23 protein-coding genes are annotated in these 24,683 nt (G+C 35.3%); 10 read left to right on the plus strand and 13 right to left on the minus strand.

Translation table 11 applies throughout. The annotated features are described in order from the left end of the window. Positions 1 to 83: 83 nt before the first annotated feature. The 3 genes from ntrB to SYN6308_RS22285 form a co-directional block, all read right to left on the minus strand. A complete protein-coding gene (gene ntrB, locus SYN6308_RS10650) occupies positions 84 to 920 on the minus strand; it encodes a nitrate ABC transporter permease (protein WP_017294426.1) in 837 nt (278 codons plus the stop codon). Between the two features lie 146 nt (positions 921 to 1,066). Next, complete coding sequence (locus SYN6308_RS10655; RefSeq protein WP_017294427.1) at positions 1,067 to 2,368, minus strand: CmpA/NrtA family ABC transporter substrate-binding protein; 1,302 nt, start codon at positions 2,366 to 2,368, stop codon at positions 1,067 to 1,069. A gap of 470 nt (positions 2,369 to 2,838) precedes the next feature. Beyond that, positions 2,839 to 5,364, minus strand: a complete 2,526-nt coding sequence (locus tag SYN6308_RS22285) for a DUF3536 domain-containing protein (protein ID WP_017294428.1) — start codon at positions 5,362 to 5,364, stop codon at positions 2,839 to 2,841. A 387-nt stretch (positions 5,365 to 5,751) separates the two neighbouring features. On the opposite strand from SYN6308_RS22285, the gene SYN6308_RS10665 reads away from it, so the two are divergent. The 4 genes from SYN6308_RS10665 to recQ all read left to right on the plus strand — a co-directional run bounded on the left by SYN6308_RS10665 (position 5,752) and on the right by recQ (position 11,053). After that, a complete protein-coding gene (locus SYN6308_RS10665) occupies positions 5,752 to 6,528 on the plus strand; it encodes an ABC transporter permease (protein WP_390091440.1) in 777 nt (258 codons plus the stop codon). A gap of 345 nt (positions 6,529 to 6,873) precedes the next feature. Then, positions 6,874 to 7,224, plus strand: a complete 351-nt coding sequence (locus tag SYN6308_RS22290; protein WP_017294430.1) for a hypothetical protein — start codon at positions 6,874 to 6,876, stop codon at positions 7,222 to 7,224. A 91-nt stretch (positions 7,225 to 7,315) separates the two neighbouring features. Then, the gene (gene cysS, locus SYN6308_RS10675; RefSeq protein WP_017294431.1) at positions 7,316 to 8,752 is read left to right on the plus strand and encodes a cysteine--tRNA ligase; all 1,437 of its coding nucleotides are present in this window, start codon (positions 7,316 to 7,318) and stop codon (positions 8,750 to 8,752) included. A gap of 180 nt (positions 8,753 to 8,932) precedes the next feature. After that, positions 8,933 to 11,053: a DNA helicase RecQ gene (gene recQ / locus SYN6308_RS10680; protein ID WP_017294432.1), complete on the plus strand. Its 2,121-nt coding sequence runs from the start codon at positions 8,933 to 8,935 to the stop codon at positions 11,051 to 11,053. Here the strand turns inward: recQ and hemJ are convergent, their stop codons facing one another. From hemJ to SYN6308_RS10720, 8 genes are all read right to left on the minus strand, one after another. After that, positions 11,054 to 11,635 (minus strand): protoporphyrinogen oxidase HemJ, encoded by a 582-nt coding sequence (gene hemJ, locus SYN6308_RS10685; protein WP_017294433.1) that lies wholly within the window; start codon positions 11,633 to 11,635, stop codon positions 11,054 to 11,056. Positions 11,636 to 12,217: 582 nt separating this feature from the next. Next, entirely contained in the window at positions 12,218 to 12,415 is a 198-nt protein-coding gene (locus SYN6308_RS10690; RefSeq protein ID WP_017294434.1) for a type II toxin-antitoxin system HicB family antitoxin, read from the minus strand. Between the two features lie 43 nt (positions 12,416 to 12,458). Next, complete coding sequence (locus SYN6308_RS10695) at positions 12,459 to 12,755, minus strand: DUF4164 family protein (protein WP_017294435.1); 297 nt, start codon at positions 12,753 to 12,755, stop codon at positions 12,459 to 12,461. A 78-nt stretch (positions 12,756 to 12,833) separates the two neighbouring features. Next, on the minus strand, positions 12,834 to 14,126 hold the full coding sequence (gene ctpB, locus SYN6308_RS10700; RefSeq protein WP_017294436.1) for a carboxyl-terminal processing protease CtpB: 1,293 nt from the start codon (positions 14,124 to 14,126) through the stop codon (positions 12,834 to 12,836). Between the two features lie 147 nt (positions 14,127 to 14,273). After that, positions 14,274 to 14,693, minus strand: a complete 420-nt coding sequence (locus tag SYN6308_RS10705) for a ferredoxin (RefSeq protein WP_017294437.1) — start codon at positions 14,691 to 14,693, stop codon at positions 14,274 to 14,276. A gap of 152 nt (positions 14,694 to 14,845) precedes the next feature. Continuing rightward, positions 14,846 to 15,229 carry a DUF1257 domain-containing protein gene (locus SYN6308_RS10710; RefSeq protein ID WP_017294438.1) on the minus strand — a complete coding sequence of 128 codons (384 nt, stop codon included), beginning with the start codon at positions 15,227 to 15,229 and terminating at the stop codon, positions 14,846 to 14,848. A 60-nt stretch (positions 15,230 to 15,289) separates the two neighbouring features. Next, positions 15,290 to 15,493: a DUF2997 domain-containing protein gene (locus SYN6308_RS10715; protein ID WP_017294439.1), complete on the minus strand. Its 204-nt coding sequence runs from the start codon at positions 15,491 to 15,493 to the stop codon at positions 15,290 to 15,292. A gap of 193 nt (positions 15,494 to 15,686) precedes the next feature. Further along, positions 15,687 to 15,998 (minus strand): RNA recognition motif domain-containing protein, encoded by a 312-nt coding sequence (locus SYN6308_RS10720; RefSeq protein WP_017294440.1) that lies wholly within the window; start codon positions 15,996 to 15,998, stop codon positions 15,687 to 15,689. 354 nt (positions 15,999 to 16,352) lie between these two features. Here SYN6308_RS10720 and SYN6308_RS10725 point away from each other — a divergent pair, with 354 nt between their 5' ends. Both SYN6308_RS10725 and SYN6308_RS23380 read left to right on the plus strand, forming a co-directional pair. Further along, positions 16,353 to 17,759 carry a protein adenylyltransferase SelO gene (locus SYN6308_RS10725; protein WP_017294441.1) on the plus strand — a complete coding sequence of 469 codons (1,407 nt, stop codon included), beginning with the start codon at positions 16,353 to 16,355 and terminating at the stop codon, positions 17,757 to 17,759. Positions 17,760 to 17,861: 102 nt separating this feature from the next. Further along, positions 17,862 to 19,511: a serine/threonine-protein kinase gene (locus SYN6308_RS23380; protein WP_017294442.1), complete on the plus strand. Its 1,650-nt coding sequence runs from the start codon at positions 17,862 to 17,864 to the stop codon at positions 19,509 to 19,511. Positions 19,512 to 19,613: 102 nt separating this feature from the next. On the opposite strand, the gene SYN6308_RS10735 is transcribed toward SYN6308_RS23380, so the two are convergent. Next, positions 19,614 to 20,402: a Uma2 family endonuclease gene (locus tag SYN6308_RS10735; protein WP_017294443.1), complete on the minus strand. Its 789-nt coding sequence runs from the start codon at positions 20,400 to 20,402 to the stop codon at positions 19,614 to 19,616. 294 nt (positions 20,403 to 20,696) lie between these two features. Between SYN6308_RS10735 and SYN6308_RS23905 the strand changes: the two genes are divergently transcribed. The 4 genes from SYN6308_RS23905 to SYN6308_RS10750 all read left to right on the plus strand — a co-directional run bounded on the left by SYN6308_RS23905 (position 20,697) and on the right by SYN6308_RS10750 (position 23,899). Next, complete coding sequence (locus tag SYN6308_RS23905; protein WP_017294444.1) at positions 20,697 to 20,855, plus strand: helix-turn-helix domain-containing protein; 159 nt, start codon at positions 20,697 to 20,699, stop codon at positions 20,853 to 20,855. Further along, positions 20,839 to 20,964 (plus strand): hypothetical protein, encoded by a 126-nt coding sequence (locus SYN6308_RS25770; RefSeq protein WP_272943029.1) that lies wholly within the window; start codon positions 20,839 to 20,841, stop codon positions 20,962 to 20,964. The genes SYN6308_RS23905 and SYN6308_RS25770 overlap by 17 nt, the downstream gene beginning before the upstream one ends. 99 nt (positions 20,965 to 21,063) lie before the next feature. Further along, a complete protein-coding gene (locus tag SYN6308_RS10745) occupies positions 21,064 to 21,963 on the plus strand; it encodes a LysR family transcriptional regulator (RefSeq protein WP_017294445.1) in 900 nt (299 codons plus the stop codon). Between the two features lie 145 nt (positions 21,964 to 22,108). Continuing rightward, positions 22,109 to 23,899: a putative bifunctional diguanylate cyclase/phosphodiesterase gene (locus tag SYN6308_RS10750; protein ID WP_017294446.1), complete on the plus strand. Its 1,791-nt coding sequence runs from the start codon at positions 22,109 to 22,111 to the stop codon at positions 23,897 to 23,899. 306 nt (positions 23,900 to 24,205) lie between these two features. On the opposite strand, the gene SYN6308_RS10755 is transcribed toward SYN6308_RS10750, so the two are convergent. Further along, positions 24,206 to 24,538, minus strand: coding sequence for an MgPME-cyclase complex family protein (locus SYN6308_RS10755; protein WP_017294447.1), 333 nt, complete (start codon positions 24,536 to 24,538; stop codon positions 24,206 to 24,208). Between the last annotated feature and the right edge of the window lie 145 nt (positions 24,539 to 24,683).

Raw genomic sequence — 24,683 nt, forward strand, 5'->3', positions numbered from 1 at the left:
ATGAATTAAAAATTGTTCGTAGTAACCCTTAAAAGGGTTATTTTGATTAGGGAAAAAGTCTAAAGACTTTACTACAAACTTGTTTATTTTTGTTCTTCAGGAACAACTAAAGTAGCAACAAAACTCACTAATCTATCTAACAATAAACCAACAATTCCTACATAAATTAAAGCAAGGATAATTTGGCTCATTTGTGAACTGTTATAAGCATCCCAAATAAAGAAGCCAATGCCCACACCACCCACTAACATTTCTGCGGCAATAATTGCTAACCAAGATAAACCAATTCCAATTTTTAAACCAGTGAAAATATAAGGAACTGTGGAAGGAAATAAAATGTTGAAAAAGTACTCAGTTTTTGATAATTTAAGCACCCTAGAAACGTTATTATAATCTTGGGGTATTTGTTGTACTCCTACCGTTGTATTGATGATAATAGGCCAGATTGCGGTGATAAAAATAACGAAAATTGCTGAAGGATCAGCTTGTCTTAAAGCCGCTAAGGATAAAGGCAACCATGCTAACGGCGGAATAGTTCTTAGTACCTGAAAAATTGGGTCTAAGGCGGAATAAACAAGGCGATTTGCTCCAACTAAAATACCTAGTGCAATACCAACTACCGTAGCTAAAGAAAACCCAATGGCAACCCGTTTTAAACTAGCTAAAAGTTGCCAAAATAAACCGACATCTGTACCGCCATTATGAAAAAAGGGATTAATAATATAAGGGTCCCATGTTTCTTTAACTACGGTAATAGGAGAAGGTAAATTAGGTTTTTCTCCTGAACATAAAATTTGCCAAATAGCTAATAAAATAAATAAAGCAACGAGGGGTGCAATAATTTTTCTCGTATTTTGAGAGTATAAAATAGAAGTTAAAATATTAGAACTTTTAGAGGTTTTTTGAAGTCTGGCAGTCATGATTTTTAATTAATAATATGTCTGATTATTTTTTATTTTATAAAAAAGTTACGATGTGTTTTAGAAGACAACTTTAGTAACTAAGGTTAAATAATTAACTTTAATGTTGTTAACTAATTTTGTCTTTTATATCAATCATTTATTGCTTAAACTTTTTTGATTTTTAAGGAGTCTAAATAACCTTGAGGATTTTCAGGATCAAATGTTACCCCATCAAAGAAAGTTTCGACACCACGGGATGTACTTGTGGGAATTTCAGCTTCAGGCACACTCAAGGCTTTAGCCGCTTCTTTCCACAAGTCTTCACGGTTGACTTGATCTACTAATGCTTTTGTATCGGTATCGGCGGGAATGTACCCCCAACGTATATCTTCCGTTAAAAACCATAAATCATGACTCTTGAAAGGATAGGAAGCGTTATCTCTCCAAAATTTCATGGCATAGGGGAAGTTTTTCTCTACTCTACCATTGCCAAAATCAATATTACCTTTCGATCGTTCTACAATATCCTCAAAAGGCACTTTAAACCACTTATCTTGAGAAACAATTTGACACATTTCTTCAATATTTTCTGGTTTATCACACCATTGTTGAGCTTCTAACACTGCGGTTAATAAGGCTTTAGCGGCTTTTGGATTTGCATCCACCCAATCTTTTCTTAAACCTAATGCCTTTTCAGGGTGATCATTCCATAATTCACCAGTCACTAAAGCACTATAACCAATATCTTGGTTAATTAATTGAGCATTCCAAGGTTCACCCACACAGAAAGCCTCCATATTACCTACTTTCATATTCGCCACCATTTGAGGAGGAGGCACAGGAATAACAGAAACATCGGTATCGGGATTAATACCCCCTGCCGCTAACCAATAACGCATCCAAAGATCATGAGTACCACCGGGGAAAGTCATGGCAAATTTAGAATCCTTATTGACTTTGGCTTTGATCACTGAACTATCTAGGGCTACATTAGCATCTTTGTAGGCATTGCCGATGGAAATAGCTTGTCCATTGGTGTTTAATCTTGCCAATATATACATAGGGACAGGCTGTCCACTTTTTGTAATTGTCCCTAATGTCATTAGATAAGGCATAGGGGAAAGAATGTGAGCTCCATCAATACCACCACCAGCCGAACCTAATTCAATGTTATCCCTTGTAACAGGCCATGATGCTTGTTTCAATATCTCTACTCCAGTCATGCCGTATTTATCAAACAAGCCTTTTTCTTTGGCAATAATTAAGGGTGCAGAGTCCGTTAAGGCAATAAAACCTAATTTAGCGGTAGTTACTTCGGGTGCATCTCCAGTAACGGGGGCGGTAGTAGTAGGAGTTTCTGTGGTGGGTTGTTCGTTACCTCCGGTGGTGCAACCATGTAAAATAGCACTACCTACGGCGGTTACTCCGGCGGTGAAGATAAATTTGCGTCTGGATACTTGGGACATAGATTAATGGATTTTCCTAATTTATTTGAACATTTGTTAAGTTTGATGTACATATTTAAAAGGTTTACGATGGTTTAATTTGTATGTTTCGTAACATTTTTTTAATGATTTGCAAAAAATACATTTTTAAAATTGATATTTTGCATTCAAGGTCATCTGAGTTCGAGATAGAATTATCGGTGAAAGTAGGAGATAACCTGAGTTCGATATAAAAATAGGTGAGGACTGACTTGGAAGACAGGCAGACAGGCAGACAGGAGGATTGTGTTTTTTTTGAGTCAATAAAATTATTTTTAAAACCCACAAATATTGGGAATTTTTCTACCTGTCCACTTGTCCACTTGTCCACTTGTCTACCTGTCTAGTTTTCATCATTTTCTTTATGTCGAACTGAGGTGAGATAGGAGTTAGGAGACAGGAGACAGGAGATAAACACTTTTTCAGCAAACCTTAATTATTTTAAACACTAATTATTTATCTTCATCAAAGTTGATATAAATGTCTAAATATTCTGCTAACTTAATCCATAATCTGAAGTGATTCGGATCAAGTAATTTGTGATTAGTTAAGGCTAATTTGGGGACTAATTGAGTATATAAAAAGTCATAATAAATTTCTTGAATTTTATCTAACCAAAGGTTTAATTTTAGTTTTTTCCCTAGTTTAATTAGTCGATCGATCATCTGAATATCATATTCAGAAATATCCTGATCTGATAAAATTTGTTCAAGAGAGAATAAGATAAGTTTTTCAAGGGTTTTTTTACCTTTAGGAATCTCTAATTGACATTGTAAATTATTAGCCTCTGTGGCAATGGCATCTAACTCAATGAGATAAGGTTCTAAATTATCTAAGTCTGGGATATTATTATTGATAGCTTCAATAACTTTGATACAACGATAGGAAATGGCAACTTCTGCCGCTACTTGTAACTCTTGGGGGATTGGCACTTCATCCCGTTGAAAAGCCAGTAAAATACTATAATTATCTCGATATACTTGAGTATAAAGCTGATCTAGTCTTTTTTTCGTGGTGACGGTTAATTTTTCCATGATTGCCAATCTTTCTTCGGCAAAAAGATGTTTTAAGTCAAAGGATTTATTACCAAATAATTTACTCATGGTTAAAACCAATTCCACAACACTGGCTTGTTTGAGGATAGAAAATAATTCCTCTTTCATTTCTGTATAAGCCAAGCGACTGGAAAACGGTTGAATACAACAATGGAAATCCCAACCCCCTAAGTGTAAAACCGCAAAAATAAAATGTCCGCTTTCCCATGTAATTTGTGAGGTTAAGCGCACTTGTCCTATTGCTAATGTCAAAGAGCCTATTTGTTGTTTCTGAAAGTCTAATTTTTGGGCAGAATAACAGTAAATAGTTTGCTCACTTTGATAGTCATTATACAAGGAACTAAGGGCATAATGGGCGGTAACTTGTTCTAAATTTACTTGGGAAGGTATCACTGCTTGACGATAAACTCCTTCTCCGTTACTATATTCCTTAATGTTACTTTCTGCTTCTGAGAGTCGATCGAGAAATTCTTTTTCTAGTTGTACTCCTGCTACTTCTCCTGCTAACTCTAAGGCGTGGGAAGCATAGCGTAAGATTTGTGTGCCTTCAGGGCGTGATATTTCTTCAAAAAACCATCCGCAACTGGTAAACATTAATAAAGAGTGTCGTTGCATTTCTAACAATCGTAAAGCGTCAATTTGTTCACTAGGGGAGAGGTTATGGGAGGCGTGACGATGCAAAAATTTTTCGACAGTATCAGGGTTTCGATCTAAAATGACTTCTATATATTCATCCCTTGCTAACCAAATATTTTTAAAATAATGATAGCCCACATCTTCATAAACTTTGGTTAATTCGTCTCGTAACCAGTTTAAAGATTCTCGCAGGGGTTTACGCCATTTTTGATGATATTCTCCTCCTCCTCCACATCCGCAGTCGTCTTTCCATCTCTCGACTCCGTGATAACAACTCCAAGCGGTAGCTGGTTTTAATTCTACTTCCCAAGTAGGAGTAACTATACTAAGATAATGAGCGTAGTTGGTTACAGTCCAACCTTTTTGGGGAAATTCTTTAGTAAAGGCATAGGCTAAACATTTTTCGGTGTCTTTTTTATGATGTCCGAATGTCTCTCCATCGGTAGCTACGGAGATGAGTTGAGATTGCCGTTTGTCTCCCCTAACGGCTAGGTTAAGACGGGAGTAAAAATGATTACTACTTAGTAAGACATCTCCAAAACCCATATCTCCAGAAATAGGTCCATCATAGAAAAATACATCAATATAAGCACCGTTGTCAACATAACATCGATAGGGGCGAGTGGAGTCAATTTGCCCTCCTCCTACTTCTAACCATTCTTTATTGTCTCCTATGGGGCGACATTTTTTGGCTTGGGAAGGTGCAAGGATAATAAATTTTATGCCTTCTGCTATTAATACTTCTAAAGTGTCGTAATCAACGGCGGTTTCTGCTAACCACATTCCTTCGGGTTGTCTGCCAAAACGACTATAAAAGTCAGCTTTTCCCCATCTTACCTGTGTAAATTTGTCTCTTTCGTTGGCAAGGGGCATGATAATATGATTATACACTTGGGCGATGGCGTTACCATGACCGTTTAACCGTTGACAACTGGCTCGATCGGCTTCTATAATTCTCTGATACACGGCTCGATCGTACTTTTCTAACCACGACATGAGAGTTGCCCCCATATTAAAACTCATGTATTCATAGTTATTGACGATACCGACAATATCACCTTGATTGTTAAAAATACGGGCAAAAGCGTTGTTGCGATAACATTCATAGAAAATTCTTTCATTCCAATCGTGGAAAGGATGGGCGCTAGGTTGTCGTTCGATCGTATTTAGATAGGGATTTTCCCTAGGGGGTTGATAAAAGTGTCCATGTACAGTAACGTAAATACCTTGAGCTTCTTGTAGGGGATTGTGTTGAGTAGTTGGAATAAGAGTAGAAGAAATAGTCATGATATAAAAATAGATACTTTTTTCCTATTTAACCTCAAATTTCGATCGAGCATTGATTTTTTTGATACTTTCAGTATTTTTATTTTTTTAGGTATCAGGTGTCAGGTATCAGGTGTCAGGTTTAATGAAAATGATTCAAGTAAAAAGTTATAGAAATAATCAGATTACACTATTCTGTGGGTAAATTCATTAATTCTGCTATATTAGCGATATAAGCAATTTTGCCATGAATCTGAACTTTTAAAATATTACAATAACTATTTACGATTAATTATGACTCAAAGTTTTTCTAACCCTCAATTTACAGAAATTTTAGCACCCAATTCTAATGTAAAAATTCCCGAAAAATCCAATGATTTGAGTGATTTTTTACAAGAAACACTGGCTATGAATAAGCGTTTATTTATTCAATTAAAACGTCGCCCTTCAACCCTAATTGCTGGAGTTATTCAACCTTTTATGTGGTTAATTTTATTTGGTGCTTTATTCTTTCATGCCCCTAATAATTTATTCGGAAATAATGCTAATTATGGACAATTTTTAGCACCGGGAATTATCATTTTTACTGCTTTTTCTGGTGCATTAAATGCCGGATTACCCATCATGTTCGATCGAGAATTTGGCTTTTTAAATAGATTATTAGTAGCACCTTTAGCCTCTCGATTTTCGATCGTCCTTGCCTCTACAATCTATATTATCACCCTGAGCTTAATTCAAACTGCCGTTATTATTACCGCCAGTGCTTTTATTGGTGCTGGTTTACCCAGTCTTGGGGGGTTGAGTGCCATCGTACTTATTGTATTTCTTATTGTATTGGGTGTAACAGGATTAAGCCTAGGTTTAGCTTTTGCCCTCCCCGGACATATTGAATTATTAGCAGTGATTTTTGTAATTAATCTGCCTCTGTTGTTTGCTAGTACTGCATTAGCACCTCTTTCCTTCATGGCAGAATGGTTACAAGTCATCGCCAGTTTAAACCCTTTAACCTACGCCATTGAGCCTATTAGATATATATATCAAAATTCTGATTGGAGTTTTGTTAGTATAGTCATGAATACCCCTTGGGGAAGTCTTAAATTTGTCACAGTCTTATCATTATTATTCATCTTTGATGTGGTGATTTTACTCTCAATTAAACCCTTATTAAGCCGTCGTTTTGCTTAAAATTGAGAATAAAAAAATGGCTTTTCTACATTTTTAAAGATTATTTACTACTATAGCAATCCTAAATCATTTGTGAGAATTATTGCCCTCTAAACCCCAATTTTGGTGGAAATTAAATTATTATTTTCTTACAACTCATATAGGAATGCTATATTTTAATCTTTTTTCCTAAGTAAATTTAAAAACATTTAGTTGCGATCGCATATTTCTTTTATAATAATGGTTTATATAACTTATAATAAAAATATAGAAACAGGAATTAGCGATCGAAGTTTAACAATAAATAAAGGAAACAAAATTAATTATATAACGTCCATAAACTTAGTAAATTAGCTAGATAAAATCATGAAAAAAGTCATTAATTCAAATCTTTTTACCACCTTGACTATAACATTAGGATTTATCGGTTTTAGTCAAAATTACGTCAATGCTCAAAACATCAATAACCAACAACCCCAACCATTTCAAAGTAATGAAGTCAATCCTATGTATGGTACAAGTGGTTTTAATCCCATGCAATTAATTCATAATGCCAACTTTTTGAATGGGCGTAATGGAGAAGAATTTGCCGAAGACACAAATAAAAATATTAACAGTGCCGCCGAAGACTTTAAACAACAACAACTTAAACGCATGATGGAAATGCAGAAACAACAAGAATCAACTTCCCCTCAACCCATTGACAATCAACCATAAATAATGGAGAATGGAGAATGGATAATGGACAATGGGTACTTTTAATTATTAATTCCTCATTCCTCATTCCTCATTCCTCATTAACTCACCGATGAATTTAAGTCTTTATAACACCCTTACCAATCGAGAAGAAGAATTTATCCCCCTTAATGCAGATACTGTCAATATGTACTGTTGCGGGATAACAGTGTATGACTATTGTCATTTAGGTCATGCTCGAACTTGTATCACTTGGGATGTTGTGAGACGTTATTTAGAGTGGCGTGGTTATAAGGTTAACTATATTCAAAATTTTACAGATATTGACGATAAAATTCTCAATCGTGCGCGACAGGAAAACACCACGATGGAGGCGGTATCTGAGCGCTTTATTGAGGCATATTTTGAGGATATGACGCAGTTAAATGTTAAACCTGCGAATGCTTATCCTCGTGCTACCCATACCCTAGACGGTATCAAAAAATTGATTTGGGAATTAGAGCAAAAAGGCTATGCTTATGAAACAGAAGGTGATGTTTATTACTCCGTAGAGAAATTTAAAGACTATGGCAAATTGTCAGGGCGCAAATTAGAAGATTTACAAACTGGGGCAAGTGGTAGAGTTAATCAAAGTGAAGGGGTGAAACAAAAACCTTTTGATTTTGCTTTGTGGAAGTCAGCAAAACCTGATGAGCCTAGTTTTGATTCTCCTTGGGGAAAAGGGCGCCCCGGTTGGCACATTGAATGCTCTGCTATGGTTAGAGAGATGTTAGGGGAAACGATCGATATTCATGTAGGGGGCAATGATTTAATTTTCCCTCATCATGAAAACGAAATTGCTCAATCGGAGGCGGTGACGGGGAAGCCTTTATCTCGTTATTGGTTGCATAATGGCATGGTGAAGGTTGACGGGGAGAAAATGTCGAAATCTTTGGGGAATTTTGTCACAATTCGGGATTTATTGGCAAAATATGACCCTATGGCGATGCGTATTTTTATCTTACAAGCAAATTATCGTAAACCTCTTGACTTCACACAGGATGCGATGGAGGGTGTAACGAAGGGTTGGCATACTTTAGCGGAGGGTTTACTTTTTGGAGTTAAGTATAGAGAAAAGCTAAATTTGACAAGGGAATCCCAGTTTACAATTATTAAATCAGTTCAGGAGGACTTTTGTCAAGCCATCGATCGAGATTTTAATTTTGCATCAGGATTAGCTATCTTGTTTGAACTAGCAAAGGAGTTAGTTAAAGAGGCTAACATCTTAACCCATGAGGGCAAAACTACTCGATCGAGCCAAGAATTAGGAGATAAATGGCATACTTTAGTTACCTTAGCCCAAGTATTAGGATTAGAGGCTAATTATGAGGAAAAAGAGCCAGTTTCTTTGTCCATTACCGAGGAAGAAATTGAGACTTTAATTCAACAAAGACTAGAGGCACGGAAGGCGAAAAACTACCAAGAGGGCGATCGAATCCGAGACTTATTGAAAGAAAAAGGTGTTACCCTCATTGATGCCCCCGGCGGTGTGACTAAGTGGCATAGGTAGAGGAAGATAGGGGGATAGGAAGACAGGGAGACAGGAAGACAGGAAGACAGGAAGACAGGAAGACAGGAAGACAGGAAGACAGGGAGTTAATCCTTAACTCTTAATCCTTAATTCTTAACTCTTAATTCTTAACTCTTAACTCTTAATTCTTAATTCTTAATTCTTAATTCTTAATTCTTAATGGCTTCCTTACAACAATCATTAAAGCAGTATTTTGGTCATGATCGTTTTCGAGATGGACAAGAAGAAATTATCAATCAAGCCCTGCTCGATCGAGATTTATTAGTTATAATGCCCACAGGCGGAGGCAAATCCCTTTGTTTTCAACTTCCTGCGTTATTGAAAAAAGGGGTGGCGATCGTAGTATCACCGCTTATATCTTTAATGCAAGATCAAGTTATGGCGTTACAGGATAATGGTATCAATGCGACTTTTCTTAATAGTACCCTCGATTATACAGAAGTTCGTCGCCGAGAAGAAGCTATTTTGGCAGGAAAAATCAAATTAGTTTATCTTGCCCCTGAAAGATTAGTTAGTGAGAAATTTCAACAGTTTTTACAACTTCTTACCTCTACGGTGACGATTTCTTTTTTTGCCATCGATGAAGCCCATTGTATCTCGGAATGGGGGCATGATTTTCGTCAAGAATATCGTCAACTGCGACAACTGCGGTTTCGTTTTCCTAACATTCCCCTCATGGCTTTAACGGCTACCGCTACCACACGAGTACAAAAAGATATTATTACGCAACTCAATTTTAAAAATCCTGCGATTCATCGTTTCAGCTTTAATCGTAGCAATCTTTATTATGAAGTGCAACCCCGTCAAAAACGCACCTATCAACAACTTTTTAACCTCATTCGTCGTTTAGATGGTTCTGGTATAGTTTATTGTTTCGCTCGTAAAACAACAGAAGATTTAGCTTCCCGTCTCACTCAAGATGGTATCTCTGCTTTACCCTATCATGGCAGATTATCCGATGAGGTTCGATCGAACTACCAAAACAGTTTTATTCGAGATGATGTCAGAATCATGGTGGCAACCCTCGCCTTTGGCATGGGAATTAATAAGCCCGATGTGCGCTTTGTGATTCATCATGACTTACCCAGAAATATAGAAAGTTACTATCAAGAATCAGGGCGCGCTGGTAGAGATGGAGACCCAGCTAAGTGTATATTATTATATAATCCTAATGATGAGTATAAAATCAACTATTTTATTAAACAAAAAGAGAGTATTCAAGAGCAAAAAATTAGCTATCAACAACTAAAAAAAGTTATTGAATATGCAGAAACAAATTATTGTCGCCGTATCATCCAATTAAGTTATTTTGGCGAAAGATTTAGGGGTGATTGTGATGGTTGTGATAACTGTTTAAATCCTAAAGAATTTGAAGATTGTACCATTGAGGCTCAAAAATTTTTATCCTGTGTCGCCCGTTGTAACGAAAAATTTGGTATTAAACATATTATAGAAGTTTTACGGGGTTCAACCAGTGATAAAGTCTATAAATATGGACATCATTTACTTTCAACCTATGGTATTGGCAAAGATAAAACGGTGGAAGAATGGGAATATTTAGGTAAATCTTTAGTCTATCAAGGGCTATTAAATCAAACAGAAGATAGTTATAAAATTTTAAAATTAAATAAGGATAGTTGGGAGATATTAAGACAAAAAAAACAGGTAAAAATTGCTGTAGAAAATACTAATAAAAATAGAGTTATTCATGAGTATCACCCCAAAGCCTTAGAAGTAGAGTTATTAATGCAGAGATTGAAAAAGTTAAGAAAAAAATTAGCTGATCAAGAAAACATTGCTCCCTACGTTATTTTTGGAGATTCAACTCTTAAAATAATGGCACAAATGCAACCAAAAAACTTAAAAAGTTTAGCAAAATTATCGGGAATAACAGAGTATAAACTTAATAAATATGGTCATTATTTTATTGAAGAAATCACCTATTTTTTAAACGAAGAAAACTTAACGGTTGCTCTCCCTACTACTACTCAAATGAAAACTTTACAGTTATATCAACAGGGTTTAACCATACCAGAAATTGCCAAAGAAAGGGGTTTTGCGGTGAGTACTATTATCACCCATATCAGTGAATTAATTGAACTAAATCAGTCGATCGATATTGACAAATTTGTGTTATCAAAGAAAAAAGAAGTTATTGTGAATACGATCGAACAAATGGGAGATCAATCTTTAAAAACATTAAAGGAGAAATTGGGAGACAACTACAGTTATGACGAAATAAAATTAGTTAAAGCATGGTATAAAAGAATGAAAAATTGATCAAACTTTTACTTCTTCACTGTCGATTATTGGTGCTAATTTAGCTTCATTTTGACGGCGAATTTTGGCATAAAATTGAATGCTTCCTGCCATAATAATTACTAAACCGACAATTAACCAAGTGGCAATATCAAGGGGAAAACTATTTTTAAACACCGCCAACATGACAATGACAACTAAAAGGAGAGTTGGCGCTTCATTTAATGCCCGAAATTTTTGTCCACTCCAACTATTTTCACCTTTTTCTAATTGTTTGATGATTCTGCCACACCAAAAATGATAAATCAACAATAAGCCGACAAACAAGAATTTGATATGTAACCAAGAAGATTTTAAAATTTCAGGTTGTGTACGAATGAGTCCGATCGCCATTACAACTGTAACAACCATACCGGGAGTAGTGATGATATTATAAAGACGTTTTTCCATCAACTCATATTGTTGTTTGAGGATGCTTTGAGCAGGTTCAGGTTTTTCATTAGCTTCAGCATGATATACAAACAAACGTACTAAATAAAATAACCCTGCAAACCAAACGACAATACCGATAAGGTGAAATGTTTTAAACCAATAATAAGCCATATTTTTAATGAGGAATAAATGTAGGTTGGGTTGAATCCGTGAAACCCAACATTATCTATAAATAATTTTTCTTATTTTACCTCAGTTCGATCGAGCTGTGGCTCTGAAAGCGATCGAATAACTTATCGATCTAATTTGTGGTTAAATCAAATCATCTTCAGTCAAATTAGCTTGTTTCATCAGACTTTTAAGAGCTTTTAACTGTTAACTAATAGTTTATTATAGTTGTTTATACCTACTCACGGGATAAAGGTTGACATTTTTTTAAAATATGTTAGCTTTTAATGAAGTCGATAACCAAGACTGTTAAAACTATTTAATTTAAAGATTAAATTAAATAAAAATTAGTTATTATTCAAGATTAATCAATTAATTAGAATAATAAAAGTAGGGTGGGTTACACCCGAATCAACGCTTGTGGACAGTATCAAGCCGACTTGACTGGTAGAAGCAAGAAGTAAACGTCATAGGTAACTATGAGTAAGTTTTATATAACAGTACCTATTCTTAAATCTTTATTGCCATGAATAGGAATTATTATTGTCTGATTATTTTTAGCTAATCGCTTTCCTGAAATTGATTTCATAAAATTAATTCCAATATCTTATTAGAGGAATCTTGTTGATGAGGAATGGGTCTTAAATATAGTTCGATCGCCTCCCGAAGATTAGTCTCCAATTCCTCCATTGTATCACCTTCGGTAACACAGCCCGGTAATGATGGCACTTCCGCCCAGTATCCACCTTCTTCCGCTTCATGTATTATTGCTTGAATTTTCATTGTTCCTGTCCTTCGACTATATTTTGAAATTGATTACCATCCGTTACAAGGTGACGTTAGGAAAAAGATAACGAGCAAAAGCCAAAAGCAAAGCGACAATAACTCCTCCTACTATCGATCGAGTTACAAATTCTAAATTGCCTAATCGCTTATCTAAACCAATAATTTTTTCATCAACTTTAGCTAGATTTACTTTGATGTCATTAACTTTATTTGCTACATGATCGATTTTGTTTTCTAACTTATCAAGTTTATCCTCAAATTTTTTGTCTAAACCGTCTATCTTTGTTTCAAGTCGAGACAAAACATCGGCAATATTAACCTCTATGATTTGATTCATTTTTTTAATCCTAAATTTATCTTTAATTTGTCGGTTGGGTTAGAATTCATCGTCACCCAACAAAAATCTCATCTAAATTTATTGTCGAATACTTACGGAATTAGATTCATTAACGGGGGTACGAGTTCGGAGAATAGATACGGCTTTAGAGTATTGGGAATCAGCTTTGGTGGCAAATAAAGAGGGGTTTTGACTCAAAAGATACTCCTCTTCTCTGCTAATGCCTTGTACAATATCAGGGGCAATACCTTTTTTATTGATATTCATGCCACTGGGAGGATAGTAACGGGAGATTGTTACTGCTAATCCTGAGCCATCGGAGAGGGAATGAACGGATTGTACTGTACCTTTACCAAAAGTATTTGTCCCCACAACTGTAGCTCTCTTATTTTCTTTTAACGCTCCTGCTAAAATTTCACTGGCACTAGCGGAGTTACCATCGACTAAAACCACTAAGGGTAAATCGGTAATAGCTGAATTATTCGCCTGAAAACGGCGGTGTCCACCTCTTCGATCGACTATGTCCACAATTTCCCCTTCTGCCATCCACATTCTGGCAATGTCCACACTAGCAAATAATAATCCCCCCGGATTACCCCTCAAATCCAGTACAAAAGCGGAGGCTTGTTGTTTTTGTAATTCGTCAATAGCATCTTTCATTTGTTGGGCAGCAAGGGAGCTAAATTCGTCTAGTTTGATGTAACCTACGTTTAACCCTGCTTCCTGTTTGAGACTAAAATCCACAGAGGGAACTTCTATCTCACTACGGACTACTTTGACTTGAAAGGAAGGTTGTCCTCGTCGTGCAATTTCTAAGCTAACATCTGTACCTATTTCCCCTTTTAACGCTTCCGATGCTTGATCTAAATCCATTAATGCGGTGGGTTTACCGTCAATACGCACAATGCGATCGCCTCTTTGGAGTCCAGCTTCGGCGGCAGGGGATTTTCTGATGGAATCGACAATATATAAGTCTTGGGTACGGGGATCGATGGCAATACGGATGCCTACCCCTGATGTTTCCCCTGATGTTTGACTGTTGAGAACTTCAAATTGTTCGGGAGGAAGAAAACGAGTATAGGGATCACCTAATTCTTTTAAGGCTTGATTGATGGCGCGATAAGCCTGAGTTCTGTTACTATAATTTTTGCTTAATAATTCTTCTCGTTTTTTTTGCCAATTAACTTGATTAAAATTTCGATCGACAAACTCGTTATTGATGATTTGCCACATCTCATCCACTACCATTTTGGGACTATCGGTCATTTCTGCTTGGGCGGTGGGAGAAATAGCAATACTTAAAAAACTTCCTGTTGCTAGGGTAGCTAAGAGGGATTGTACTAGGGGGAATTTTTTGATTTGAGGTTTCATCGTTGGGGGATTAATAAATCTAACTATGTAGGTTGCTATAGTTCTTGTCTTAAGGGATTTTGGGTTTTTCGATGAATGAGTTATTTAAGACAGGATTAACAGTTATTTGTATTGTAGTCAAATAGGAGAGCAATTAACAATTAGGGCTTAATTATTTAATAATTTCTTCCTTTTTTTTGCTGATTTATGAATTTGGGGATAACCTAGTGGACGCACATCTTGATATTTTCGTTCCCCTTCTTTTTGTTTAATGTCGGTGTAGTCTAGCCAGTGAATGCAGTCCACAGGACAGGTATCGATCGCCTCCTGTACAATTGCTTCTGTATCTCCATCTTGATTATAAACCCTCGATCGACCGAAAGTGTCTTCAATATAAAAAGTATTCGGGGCAACATGAACACAATTTTTGCAACCGATACAGGTTACTTCATCCACATAAACCCCTTTTTCTCGATCGATTCCCCCTAATTCTGGTTCAAAACCGCTTCTTTCGGGGTTATCTCGCCAAATTCCGCCCAATTCTGGTTCTAATCCTGTCGGTGCAAATTCATCATTTCGATCGATCATAATATTCTAGTCATTGAAAATTGAGAATTGAAATTTTCCACTTGTCCACCTGTCCACCTGTCCACCTGTCCACCCGTCCACCTATCCACCTATCCACCTATCCACCTATCTACCTATCCACCTGTCCACCTATCCACCTGTCCTCTTGAAAACTAACTCCAGCGTTGAACAACTAAGCGAATACTACCATCTTCATTTTTTTGTTGTTCAGTGACATTGAAGCCCTGTTGAGAAGATTCGGTTAAAACGGTATGTAAAGCATAACCTTGAGTCACACGCTGTAAAAAACCATCAACAGTCCAAGGCTGTTGCCAGTATTGTAAATCAGCTACTAACTCATATTCTTGACCATTCCAACTAAAACCAATATCATAATTATTCTCTTGTTCAATAACTATTTCCGCTTGGCTAGTTTTTCCTTGATAACCTCGAACGTTTGAAGGACCTTGTTTCCAGTTAATTCCTAAATCTCCTAAAGAGGCTTTCAAAGAATTAATATTCCGAATTTGGGTTTTGATACTGCTAAAGTGTGACATAAGATTTCTGTTACTAAACTTAATTTAATCTTACAAAAAATGAGATTTATACATAAAAGTTTACCAATTTTGATTGGGAATGGTGTTATTTATGGAGATTTTTTCTTCATAATATTCTCCCGTTTTTTGTTGTGATATAACTCTACCTAATTGTGATTCGATGGCTTTAGTTACTTCTTCACAAGACTTTCCGATGATTCCTGTTACTTTTTCTTGGACTCTACCATCAGGAAAGATAATAAATTCTAATGTTTCGATCGACATAATGACACATTCTCCTTAAAATCTATATTTTCCTTCAAGTATGAATTATAATCTTCAATTTGCTCAAAAAGTAACGAGGCTCACTTAAAATTTCACAAAAAAAACCCCTTCTCACAATTGAAAAGAGGTTGAACTTTATTTAGTTAGGGGTAAACGGTAAAAAATAATATTTTTTAGTTACACTAATAAGTTTTTAGTAGCTACTGGAAAAACTATTTCTTCTTCCGCCACCGCCACCACGGCCACCACGAGAATTATTTTCCTCACGGGGTTTGGCTTTGTTAACTTTCATGTCACGTCCCATCCATTCTGCACCGTCTAAGGCTTCGATTGCTTTATCTTCTTCAGCATCAGTACTCATTTCCACAAAACCAAAACCGCGCATACGCCCAGTTTCACGATCGGTAGGTAAATAGACTCTTTTTACTGCTCCAAAATCCGCAAAGGCAGAGGTTAAATGGGCTTCCGTAACTTCATAGGATAAATTCCCTACATAGATAGACATAAACTTTCTCCAAATACAATATAGTCTTAAGATTCGCAATTCGGAGAGAAGCTTGTCAATCGAAAACTCGAAATACTCGTGAATATCTTAAACAAAATCTTTAAACCGATACTTAATCTCGTCAATTTTGATTATAGCACGGTAATTTATAATTGACAATTACTCGATCGACAATTAATCTCGATTTGGACAAAAAACCATAAATTTTCATCAAAAATCAAAGCTATGAATCTTGATAAACAAGAAAAGACAAAGGTGGAAAGGAAATATTAAGATTTATGTCTTTAGAGAGAAGAGACAGAAAAAAGATAAGATGCAAATTAATGATTCATTATTAACTATCCACGACTAACTATGATAACAAATCCTTTTCTCTCCCTTGAATATGAAATGGCTATGGAAAACTTAGGAGATGATTACTATGAAGAAGTTACTCCAGCAGAATTTCCCCAACATATATTAAGATTTGTAAATGAGAATCTATTACCTGTCATGGGCATAGACAAAGATAGTGTCACCGATAATGATTGGATAGAAGCCTTCGGAAAGTTTCAAGGAATTAGACCTTGTTTAGCATTAAAATATCATGGTTATCAATTTGGTGCTTATAATCCTCAATTGGGAGATGGTAGAGGATTTCTCTATGGGCAAATTAGGGGAAAAGATGGCTTCTTATATGATTTTGGCACAAAAGGATCGGGAAGAACTCCCTATTCTCGCCAAGCCGATGGGCGACTAACTTTGAAGGGAGGAGTCAGAGAAGTTATTGCAGGAGAAGCATTATATCGTTTAGGGGTGAATACTTCCCGTTGTCTTTCTTTGATTGAAACGGGAGAATCTTTATGGCGAGGAGACGAACCTTCTCCCACTCGTAGCGCTGTGATGGTAAGATTCAGTAAATCTCATATTCGTTTCGGTAGTTTTGAGAGACTGTATTATTTACAGCGTCATGATTTAATCAAAAATCTTTTAGATCATGTAATTTATTATTATTATCCCCATTTAACAAGTTCTGATCATCCTTACATCGATTTTTATCGGGAGTTAGTGCAAAGGGTGGCTTTATTAAGCGCGCAGTGGATGAGTGCGGGTTTTTGTCATGGTGTTCTCAATACTGATAATATGTCTATTACAGGAGAGAGTTTTGATTATGGCCCTTATGCCTTTATTAATACTTATGATGCTAACTTTACGGCGGCTTATTTTGACTACGGCGGTAGATATAGTTATGGTAATCAACCCTTAATTTGTCGTTGGAATTTGGAATTGTTACAAAAGCCTTTATCGTTGGTGATACCCTTTGAGAGTTTACAGGCAGGATTATCCCATTATGATCTTTATTATGATCAATTTTATCATACTTTGATGGTAAAAAAACTAGGATTTGAAAATTTAGCTCAAAATTTAGGGAAAAAGTTAGTTACGGCAACGATCGATTTATTAAAAGAAAGTCAGTATAGTTATCATCAATTTTTTGCAGATTTAGCTTCACAATTTAATTATGGTTGGCATGAAAATCCTGATTTAATCTTAGAAAATACAGAAATTCGATCGACTCATTTACATTCTTGGAGGCTATTATATCATCGGGCTTTAGAGAATTTTGTTAGGGAAGAATTAGATGAGATTAAAGATAGGCTCGATCGATCTAATCCTTCGATTGTACCAGTTCGATCGATAATTGAAGCAGTGTGGCATCCTATAGCAGAGGAAGATAATTGGCAACCTTTTTATGATTTATTAGAACAATTTAAGTATTAAAATTCTCCAAAAAAATCATGATTTTCAATCAGGGATTATTTGTAGAAAAGCCAACTTTATTATTTATTGTTAATTGTTAATTGTTAATTGTTAATTGTGAAGATGCAGATTTATTGTCTTAATCCAGAGTGTAATTATCTTAACTTGGATACTCACACTTATTGTCAAAAGTGTAATTCTAGTTTACGGCTTGACGATCGATATGGTGCAATCAAAGAGATTGGTAGGGGAGGATTTGCTAAAACTTTTTTAGCTATTGATTATAGTAATAAAAATTTATCTCGTTGTGTAATTAAACAATTTTTGCCTTCTTTGCAAAATCCAAATCATAAAAATTGGCAGATGTTTAAAGAAGAAGTAACTCGTTTAAAAATGCTTAATTCTTATGTACAAATTCCCCAATTAATTGATTTTATTAAGCAGGAAAATAGATATTATATTATTCAGGAATTTATTGATGGTGAAAACTTAGAAGATGAATTAATTAAAGAGGGTGTTTTTAATGAAGAAATAATTATTAAATTACTGAAAAATGTCTTAGCTATTCTTAAAGAAGTTCATTTGCTTAATATTATTCATCGAGATATAAAACCTCAAAATATTATTAGAAGAATTGATAATCAAACTTTTTATTTAGTGGATTTTGGAGCATCAAAATTATTAGATAAAGAAGATAAATGTAAAACGGCGACGGTTATTGGCAGTGCGGAATATGTTGCACCAGAACAAGCTAGGGGAAAAACTGTTTTTGCTAGTGATTTATATAGTTTAGGAGTAACTTGTATTCATTTATTGACAAATCGATCGAGCTTTGATTTAATTGACTTAAATAATCAGTGGATTTGGGAAGAATATTTAACAAAAAAAATTAGTAGGGATTTAAAAAAAATTCTCAATAAAATGATCTCTTTTTCTCTGAATACAAGGTATCAAAAAGTAGAAGAAGTTATTAAAGATTTAGATAATTTAGACAAAAGAAAACTAAGATTATCATGGCAAACTCTGACAACTTTTGGTATCTTAGGCTCGATCGTTCTTATACTGATAAATAAGTTAGATTTATTCCCTCCAGTTATCCCCGTTGATGATTCTCCCCCCGTAATTCCCATTGATAATTCGACTCCTGTAGATGAATCTCCTACCAATGTGGAAAAACCTATTAATAATATACCTTCAAAAAGTGTCGAAATTCTTGAAAAAGAAGCGATGGAAAGTTTAATGTTATTAACAGATATTCAAGATAAATACTTTAGTCAAAATGGTAAATTTTTAGAGAAAAATCTTTATTTACCTTTTGCTAGTGGACATTTATTTAGAATACAAAAATTGGACGATCGACATATAGCAATTATAGCCTTAGCAACGGAAAATAATTTGAGAAATTTTGTCGTAATGATTTGGGGGGGTAAACCAGATTTACCAGAAAACAGGGAAAAAACGAAGAATTATAAACCTAAAAATGATGATTGGGGGGTGTTAGCTAGTCCAAATATGAGCTTTAGTAAAGTAAAAACTCCTCAGAATACCATCAGATTTAACTATTGTGAAACAGAAAAACCGATAGCAAAATTTCCTAACTTTAGCAATGTTAAATTGACAGATTCTTTACCCTTATCTTATCAAGAATTATCTTGTCCTGAAGGCTATGTTTATTCTTTATTGTTTCTCGAAATAATGAGTAAAAAAACGGCAGAAATTCCTCCAGCAATTATCTATGATATAGATGGAGAAAATTTGCGCATCAAAAAATAGTGATTTTTTTTTAATCTCCATCTTTTTTTATCTATTAAAGTATTATTTACAGTAGGAGAGAACTATTTAAACTTAGAATTACTAGCAAACTTTATTAAATGTTTATTCTGGAATATCAACACCAGATTGTTTTAATAATTCCCTTAGTTTTTGAATCTCTAACTCTGCTTTATCAGCACGTTGTCTTTCTTCCTCAGCACGTTGTTTTTCCTGCTGGGTAAGTTGTTTTTGTGTTTCCAGAGGGGTAGGAATCCAGTTTCCTTGTTCATCATACCATCGTAGCCAAGTTCGATCGATCCCTTGATAATGTCCTTGCCATAACCCTAAACCCATCTTTGCTTCAGCTAACCAAAATCCTTTATCTTGTTTCGATAACCGTTGATAACGATTCATCATCAACCCAAAACCTTGAAACTCATCAGTGTAACGATTAAAGACAAAATAATAAGGTATTCTCAAAAGTTGCTCATAAACAATCCATTTGGTAGGAGGTTTACTTCTATTCCACAAAGTTTTCCCTAAATCTTCCCCTTCTGTGCTGGGGGAAATAAACTCAATAACGACATAAGGTTGTATTGTCTCTTGCCAAGCGACATAACTTAATCTTAATTCTCTATTATCATATAGTCTTGTACCGCCTAAAACCCCAAACCAATCAGGGCGTTTATACCATTGAGGATGGGAAGGATTATAGTATAAGTTTAAATCACTAGCGACAAAAATCTCATTTTCGGAGTAATCGGGAGGCACAAAAGTGGAATTTAATAATGTGGGTTGAATTAAATGAAACTCGTCTGGCAAACCTTCATCCTCCAATGTTTCACTAGGTAAATCGTACATGGTGGGTAATGTCTCTTTCGGAGAAATAGGGGGATTTTCTTGTTGATACATCTGCATAACCCATGAAATAATATTCTTATTTTAGCTATATTATACAAAGTCTCAAAATCTTTATTTTTCATTCTTTAACTTAATACCTAATACCAGATACCTTCCCTCATCAAAATACTTTTAACTTAAATGGAGAAAGAAGTCCCACGCTGTAAACACAATAAAATAATACCACGTTTCAGGGGGGGATGCCGATCGACCAACAGAACAGAGTCCTATAGGACATTTCTTTTCCCCAAAATCAAAATCTTATGCTAAGATAGTTTTTATCACCAACCAAGATTGTTAGTAAAGATGCACAGAGCAATAAAAGTAAGGTTATACCCAACAAATGAACAAGCCCAAAAACTTAGTCAAGTTATGGGCTGTGCTAGATGGTGGTATAATTACGCTCTAAGCCTGTGTAACGAAAAATATAAGAGCCGAAGGTATCAGAATGATAAAGACGGATAGAACCGCCGTCTCTGCATCTGGAGGCTCAGTAAGACCAAAGGGTGGACGTAAGTCCGTCTTGAGGCATGAGCCTGTGAAAGATGAAGCCAACACTATACAGTTAGGTTAGTGTTTGGTAGTTCACGATAGCCCCTAATTACTATTGACTTTTATCTATCTATAATTTATTATGTATCAATAAAGATAAATAGATATAGGAGTTAAATGTTTGATTCACGCTACTTTACATCAATTAAAGGTATTTGAAACCACCGCACGACTGGGAAGTTTTACCAAAGCGGCAGAAGAATTAGACATAACCCAACCCACGGTATCAAGTCAGGTTAAACAGTTAACAAAAACCGTAGGATTACCATTATTTGAGCAAATTGGGAAACAACTTTATCTCACGGAAGCAGGAAAAGAATTATTGACAACCTGCCAAGATGTTTTTACTCAATTAGATAATTTTGAGATGAAAATTGCCGATTTAAAAGGCACAAAGGAAGGAAAATTGAGTTTATCAGTTATTACCACGGCTACTTATTTTATTCCTCGTATTTTAGGCTCTTTTTGTTTGCTTTATCCCGATATTGATATTTCTTTGCAGGTGACTAACCATAAACAGATACAGGAGAGAATGTTAAATAATCAAGATGATTTATATATTTTAAGTCAACCACCTTCAGAAATTGATCTTAAAAGTCAACCGTTTATTGATAATCCGTTGGTAGTTATAGCTAAACAAGATCATCCGTTGGTAGATAGTAAACGAATACCCCTTGAGATGTTAGAAAGTTATCCTTTTATTATGCGAGAATTTGGTTCTGGTACTCGTAAAGCGGTACAAAATTTATTTAATGAGCATGGTATTAATGTGAGGGTGAGATTAGAATTGGGTAGTAATGAGGCGATAAAACAAGCTGTTTTGGGGGGTTTAGGAATTTCGGTGTTATCAAAACATACTTTAACTTTTGCTTCTCATGAGGATTTAGCTGTTTTGGATGTGGAAAATTTCCCTATTCCTCGTCATTGGTATATATCCCATTTAGCGGGAAAACAATTATCGGTTATTGCTCAAACTTTTTTAGATTTTTTGATCGATCGAACTCAATTAATGGAAGTATAAAACTGTAGCTTAACTTTGTGGTTAGAACTTATTTTCAGGAAAAATCTTAAGATTTACTTTATATTTCCCAGAAAATGATAATATAGTGGAATCCTGACAAGAATATTGAGCCTTTACACTTTATCTGAGAATAAAGAATAATAATATGGTTTTAGACGATAATTCCTCCCTTCCTGATGTAGCTGTTTTGGAAGTAATGATTTCCCCTGAAAAATTAGCTAATGGCTATATCGATAACAATGAGGAACAACTTACCCTATTAGCGGCTGCCGTTCATAGCGCGCATGATTCGATCGTAATTACCACCACAGAATTAGATTATCCGGGTCCTGAAATTGTCTTTGTTAATCAGGCTTTTACCAAAATGACGGGTTATCAACCTTCGGAGATTATCCGTAAAACTCCTCGTATTTTACAAGGTCCAAATACCGATCGAACGGTCTTTAAACATCTAAAATCTTTACTCAGAAGCGGTAAAGTTTTTTTTGGCGAAACCATCAACTATCGTAAAGATGGTACAGAATTTTACAATCAATGGCATATTGAATCTATTACCAATAGTCAAGGGGAAGTCACCCATTATTTAGCCATTCAAAGAGATGTTACTGATAAAATCAATACTCAGAAAAAATTAGTTTATGATGCGTTTCATGATTCTTTAACCGGATTGAATAATCGAGCATGGTTTTTAAAAGAATTACAAGATTGTTTAGCTAAAGCGAATGAATATCAAGATTATGTTTTTGCTCTATTATTCTTAGATTTAGATGGTTTTAAACTAATTAATGATAGTCTTGGGCATTCGGTGGGAGATGTTTTTTTAAAGGAAGTAGCACAAAGAATAAAAAACAGTCTTCGAGAACAAGATAAATTAGCTCGTTTAGGAGGAGACGAATTTACGATTATTATTGATGATGTCAAGGATTTAAGTATCATTTCTGAAACTGTCGATCGAATCCAAAATGCTTTACAACAACCCTTAATACTTCATTCCCAAGAGATTTTTACATCTGGAAGCATAGGAATAACTCTCAGTACCATGGGCTATGAAAACGGAGAAGAAATGGTAAGAGATGCGGATTTAGCCATGTATCGAGCGAAATCTTTAGGTAAATCTCGATCGGCTATTTTCAATAAAACTATGCACAAAGTAGCCGTAAAAAGGCTTAGTCTGGAAAATGATTTACGCAAAGCCCTAGAAAAAAATCAATTTGAGACTTATTATCAACCAATTATAAATGTCGTAGATCAAAGTATTATCGGTTTTGAGTCTTTATTACGTTGGCATCATCCCGAACAAGGTTTTATCTCCCCCATGGGATTTATCCCCTTAGCCGAAGAAACAGGATTGATTGTGGAAATTGGAGAATGGGTTTTACATCAGGCTTGTATTCAATCCAAACTCTGGCAAAATTTGATTCCTGCTCATTCTTTCTTTATCAATGTTAACCTTTCCCCCCGTCAATTTAAACAGTCTAATTTGGTGACGAAAGTAGAACAAATTCTACAACAAACTCAGTGCGATCGACGTTTAATTAAATTAGAAATTACTGAAAGTGCCATTCTCGAAACCGATAACAGAGCAGATACCATGTTAAATCAATTAAAGGAGTTGGGTATTAAACTATGTATCGACGATTTTGGGACGGGTTATTCTTCTCTGAGTCGTTTATATCAATTACCCATTGACATCCTCAAAATAGATGCTTGTTTTATTCGTGCCATCGGCAAACATGAGAAAAAAGAGAAAATATTAGAAAGTATCGTCAATTTAGCGCATAACTTAGGGATGGAAGTAGTAGCAGAAGGTGTTGAGACAGAAATACAATTTGAGAAAGTTAAACAACATCAGTGCGAATACGTCCAAGGTTATCTTTTTGGTCGCCCTATCACTATAGATGACACAGAAAAGTTACTCAAGAAAAAATTTTTATAGGAGGATAAAAAAGCATTCTGATGAGGTGACGCTCCATACACTGACATTCGTAAAGTGTTGGCTTCAAGCGGAAATTATCCTTCTTGAACTTCCATCGTGGTACTCCTTCTTTCCCACTACGGCGTTTTATAGTGTGGAGCTTCTCGCCGTTTAAGCTAAATGTAGGGTGGGCAATGCCCACCAATCACCACAAATATTAGACATCGACTATAATCAAGGGAAAACAGGCTAAAGCCCTTACTACGAACAGATAAAAATCTTTTCTGCAAAAATCTAATCGGTAGAAATTAAGTTATAACCTAATTGCTATACCGTGAGAGCTAAAGATGCGATCGCATCGGGAATAGTATCAGAAGGAGCGTTAAATTCTCCAGTGATGACATATTCTAAGCGCAATTTTAGGAAAGTAATCCACTGTTTATTTAAGGAAACTACGGCGGCGGCAGGTTGAGGACATTTCCCTTTAACCTCTTTTAATTCTGGTGCATCTAAAAAAGCTGGTTGTTTGATGAACCAAAAGTCTATTTCTTTATTTTTTTCTTGATAATCACGATGTTTTTCATCTAAGATTTCGTGTAAGTTTTCACTATCACTGGTCAAAAATTTTTCACTAGCCACAAGATAATAATAAGTAGTCATGAGTTAATTTAATTATTTATAAACATAATTTTTAGAATCGATCGATCATTATACAATGAACAATTAACAATGAACAATTATTAATTCCCCAACTCCCCAATTCCCCAACCCCCCAACCCCCCAACTCCTCAATTCCCCACCGCCA

Origin of the sequence: Geminocystis herdmanii PCC 6308 (genome assembly GCF_000332235.1) — a bacterium.
Classification (GTDB): Bacteria; Cyanobacteriota; Cyanobacteriia; order Cyanobacteriales; family Cyanobacteriaceae; genus Geminocystis; species Geminocystis herdmanii.

Excerpts from the sequence above, each read along its gene's own strand:
- ntrB (WP_017294426.1), bottom strand. The coding sequence starts at position 920 with ATGACTGCCAGACTTCAAAAAACCTCTAAAAGTTCTAATATTTTAACT.
- SYN6308_RS10655 (WP_017294427.1), bottom strand. The coding sequence starts at position 2,368 with ATGTCCCAAGTATCCAGACGCAAATTTATCTTCACCGCCGGAGTAACC.
- SYN6308_RS22285 (WP_017294428.1), bottom strand. The coding sequence starts at position 5,364 with ATGACTATTTCTTCTACTCTTATTCCAACTACTCAACACAATCCCCTA.
- SYN6308_RS10665 (WP_390091440.1), top strand. The coding sequence starts at position 5,752 with ATGAATAAGCGTTTATTTATTCAATTAAAACGTCGCCCTTCAACCCTA.
- SYN6308_RS22290 (WP_017294430.1), top strand. The coding sequence starts at position 6,874 with ATGAAAAAAGTCATTAATTCAAATCTTTTTACCACCTTGACTATAACA.
- cysS (WP_017294431.1), top strand. The coding sequence starts at position 7,316 with ATGAATTTAAGTCTTTATAACACCCTTACCAATCGAGAAGAAGAATTT.
- recQ (WP_017294432.1), top strand. The coding sequence starts at position 8,933 with ATGGCTTCCTTACAACAATCATTAAAGCAGTATTTTGGTCATGATCGT.
- hemJ (WP_017294433.1), bottom strand. The coding sequence starts at position 11,635 with ATGGCTTATTATTGGTTTAAAACATTTCACCTTATCGGTATTGTCGTT.
- SYN6308_RS10690 (WP_017294434.1), bottom strand. The coding sequence starts at position 12,415 with ATGAAAATTCAAGCAATAATACATGAAGCGGAAGAAGGTGGATACTGG.
- SYN6308_RS10695 (WP_017294435.1), bottom strand. The coding sequence starts at position 12,755 with ATGAATCAAATCATAGAGGTTAATATTGCCGATGTTTTGTCTCGACTT.
- ctpB (WP_017294436.1), bottom strand. The coding sequence starts at position 14,126 with ATGAAACCTCAAATCAAAAAATTCCCCCTAGTACAATCCCTCTTAGCT.
- SYN6308_RS10705 (WP_017294437.1), bottom strand. The coding sequence starts at position 14,693 with ATGATCGATCGAAATGATGAATTTGCACCGACAGGATTAGAACCAGAA.
- SYN6308_RS10710 (WP_017294438.1), bottom strand. The coding sequence starts at position 15,229 with ATGTCACACTTTAGCAGTATCAAAACCCAAATTCGGAATATTAATTCT.
- SYN6308_RS10715 (WP_017294439.1), bottom strand. The coding sequence starts at position 15,493 with ATGTCGATCGAAACATTAGAATTTATTATCTTTCCTGATGGTAGAGTC.
- SYN6308_RS10720 (WP_017294440.1), bottom strand. The coding sequence starts at position 15,998 with ATGTCTATCTATGTAGGGAATTTATCCTATGAAGTTACGGAAGCCCAT.
- SYN6308_RS10725 (WP_017294441.1), top strand. The coding sequence starts at position 16,353 with ATGATAACAAATCCTTTTCTCTCCCTTGAATATGAAATGGCTATGGAA.
- SYN6308_RS23380 (WP_017294442.1), top strand. The coding sequence starts at position 17,862 with ATGCAGATTTATTGTCTTAATCCAGAGTGTAATTATCTTAACTTGGAT.
- SYN6308_RS10735 (WP_017294443.1), bottom strand. The coding sequence starts at position 20,402 with ATGTATCAACAAGAAAATCCCCCTATTTCTCCGAAAGAGACATTACCC.
- SYN6308_RS23905 (WP_017294444.1), top strand. The coding sequence starts at position 20,697 with ATGCACAGAGCAATAAAAGTAAGGTTATACCCAACAAATGAACAAGCC.
- SYN6308_RS25770 (WP_272943029.1), top strand. The coding sequence starts at position 20,839 with ATGATAAAGACGGATAGAACCGCCGTCTCTGCATCTGGAGGCTCAGTA.
- SYN6308_RS10750 (WP_017294446.1), top strand. The coding sequence starts at position 22,109 with ATGGTTTTAGACGATAATTCCTCCCTTCCTGATGTAGCTGTTTTGGAA.
- SYN6308_RS10755 (WP_017294447.1), bottom strand. The coding sequence starts at position 24,538 with ATGACTACTTATTATTATCTTGTGGCTAGTGAAAAATTTTTGACCAGT.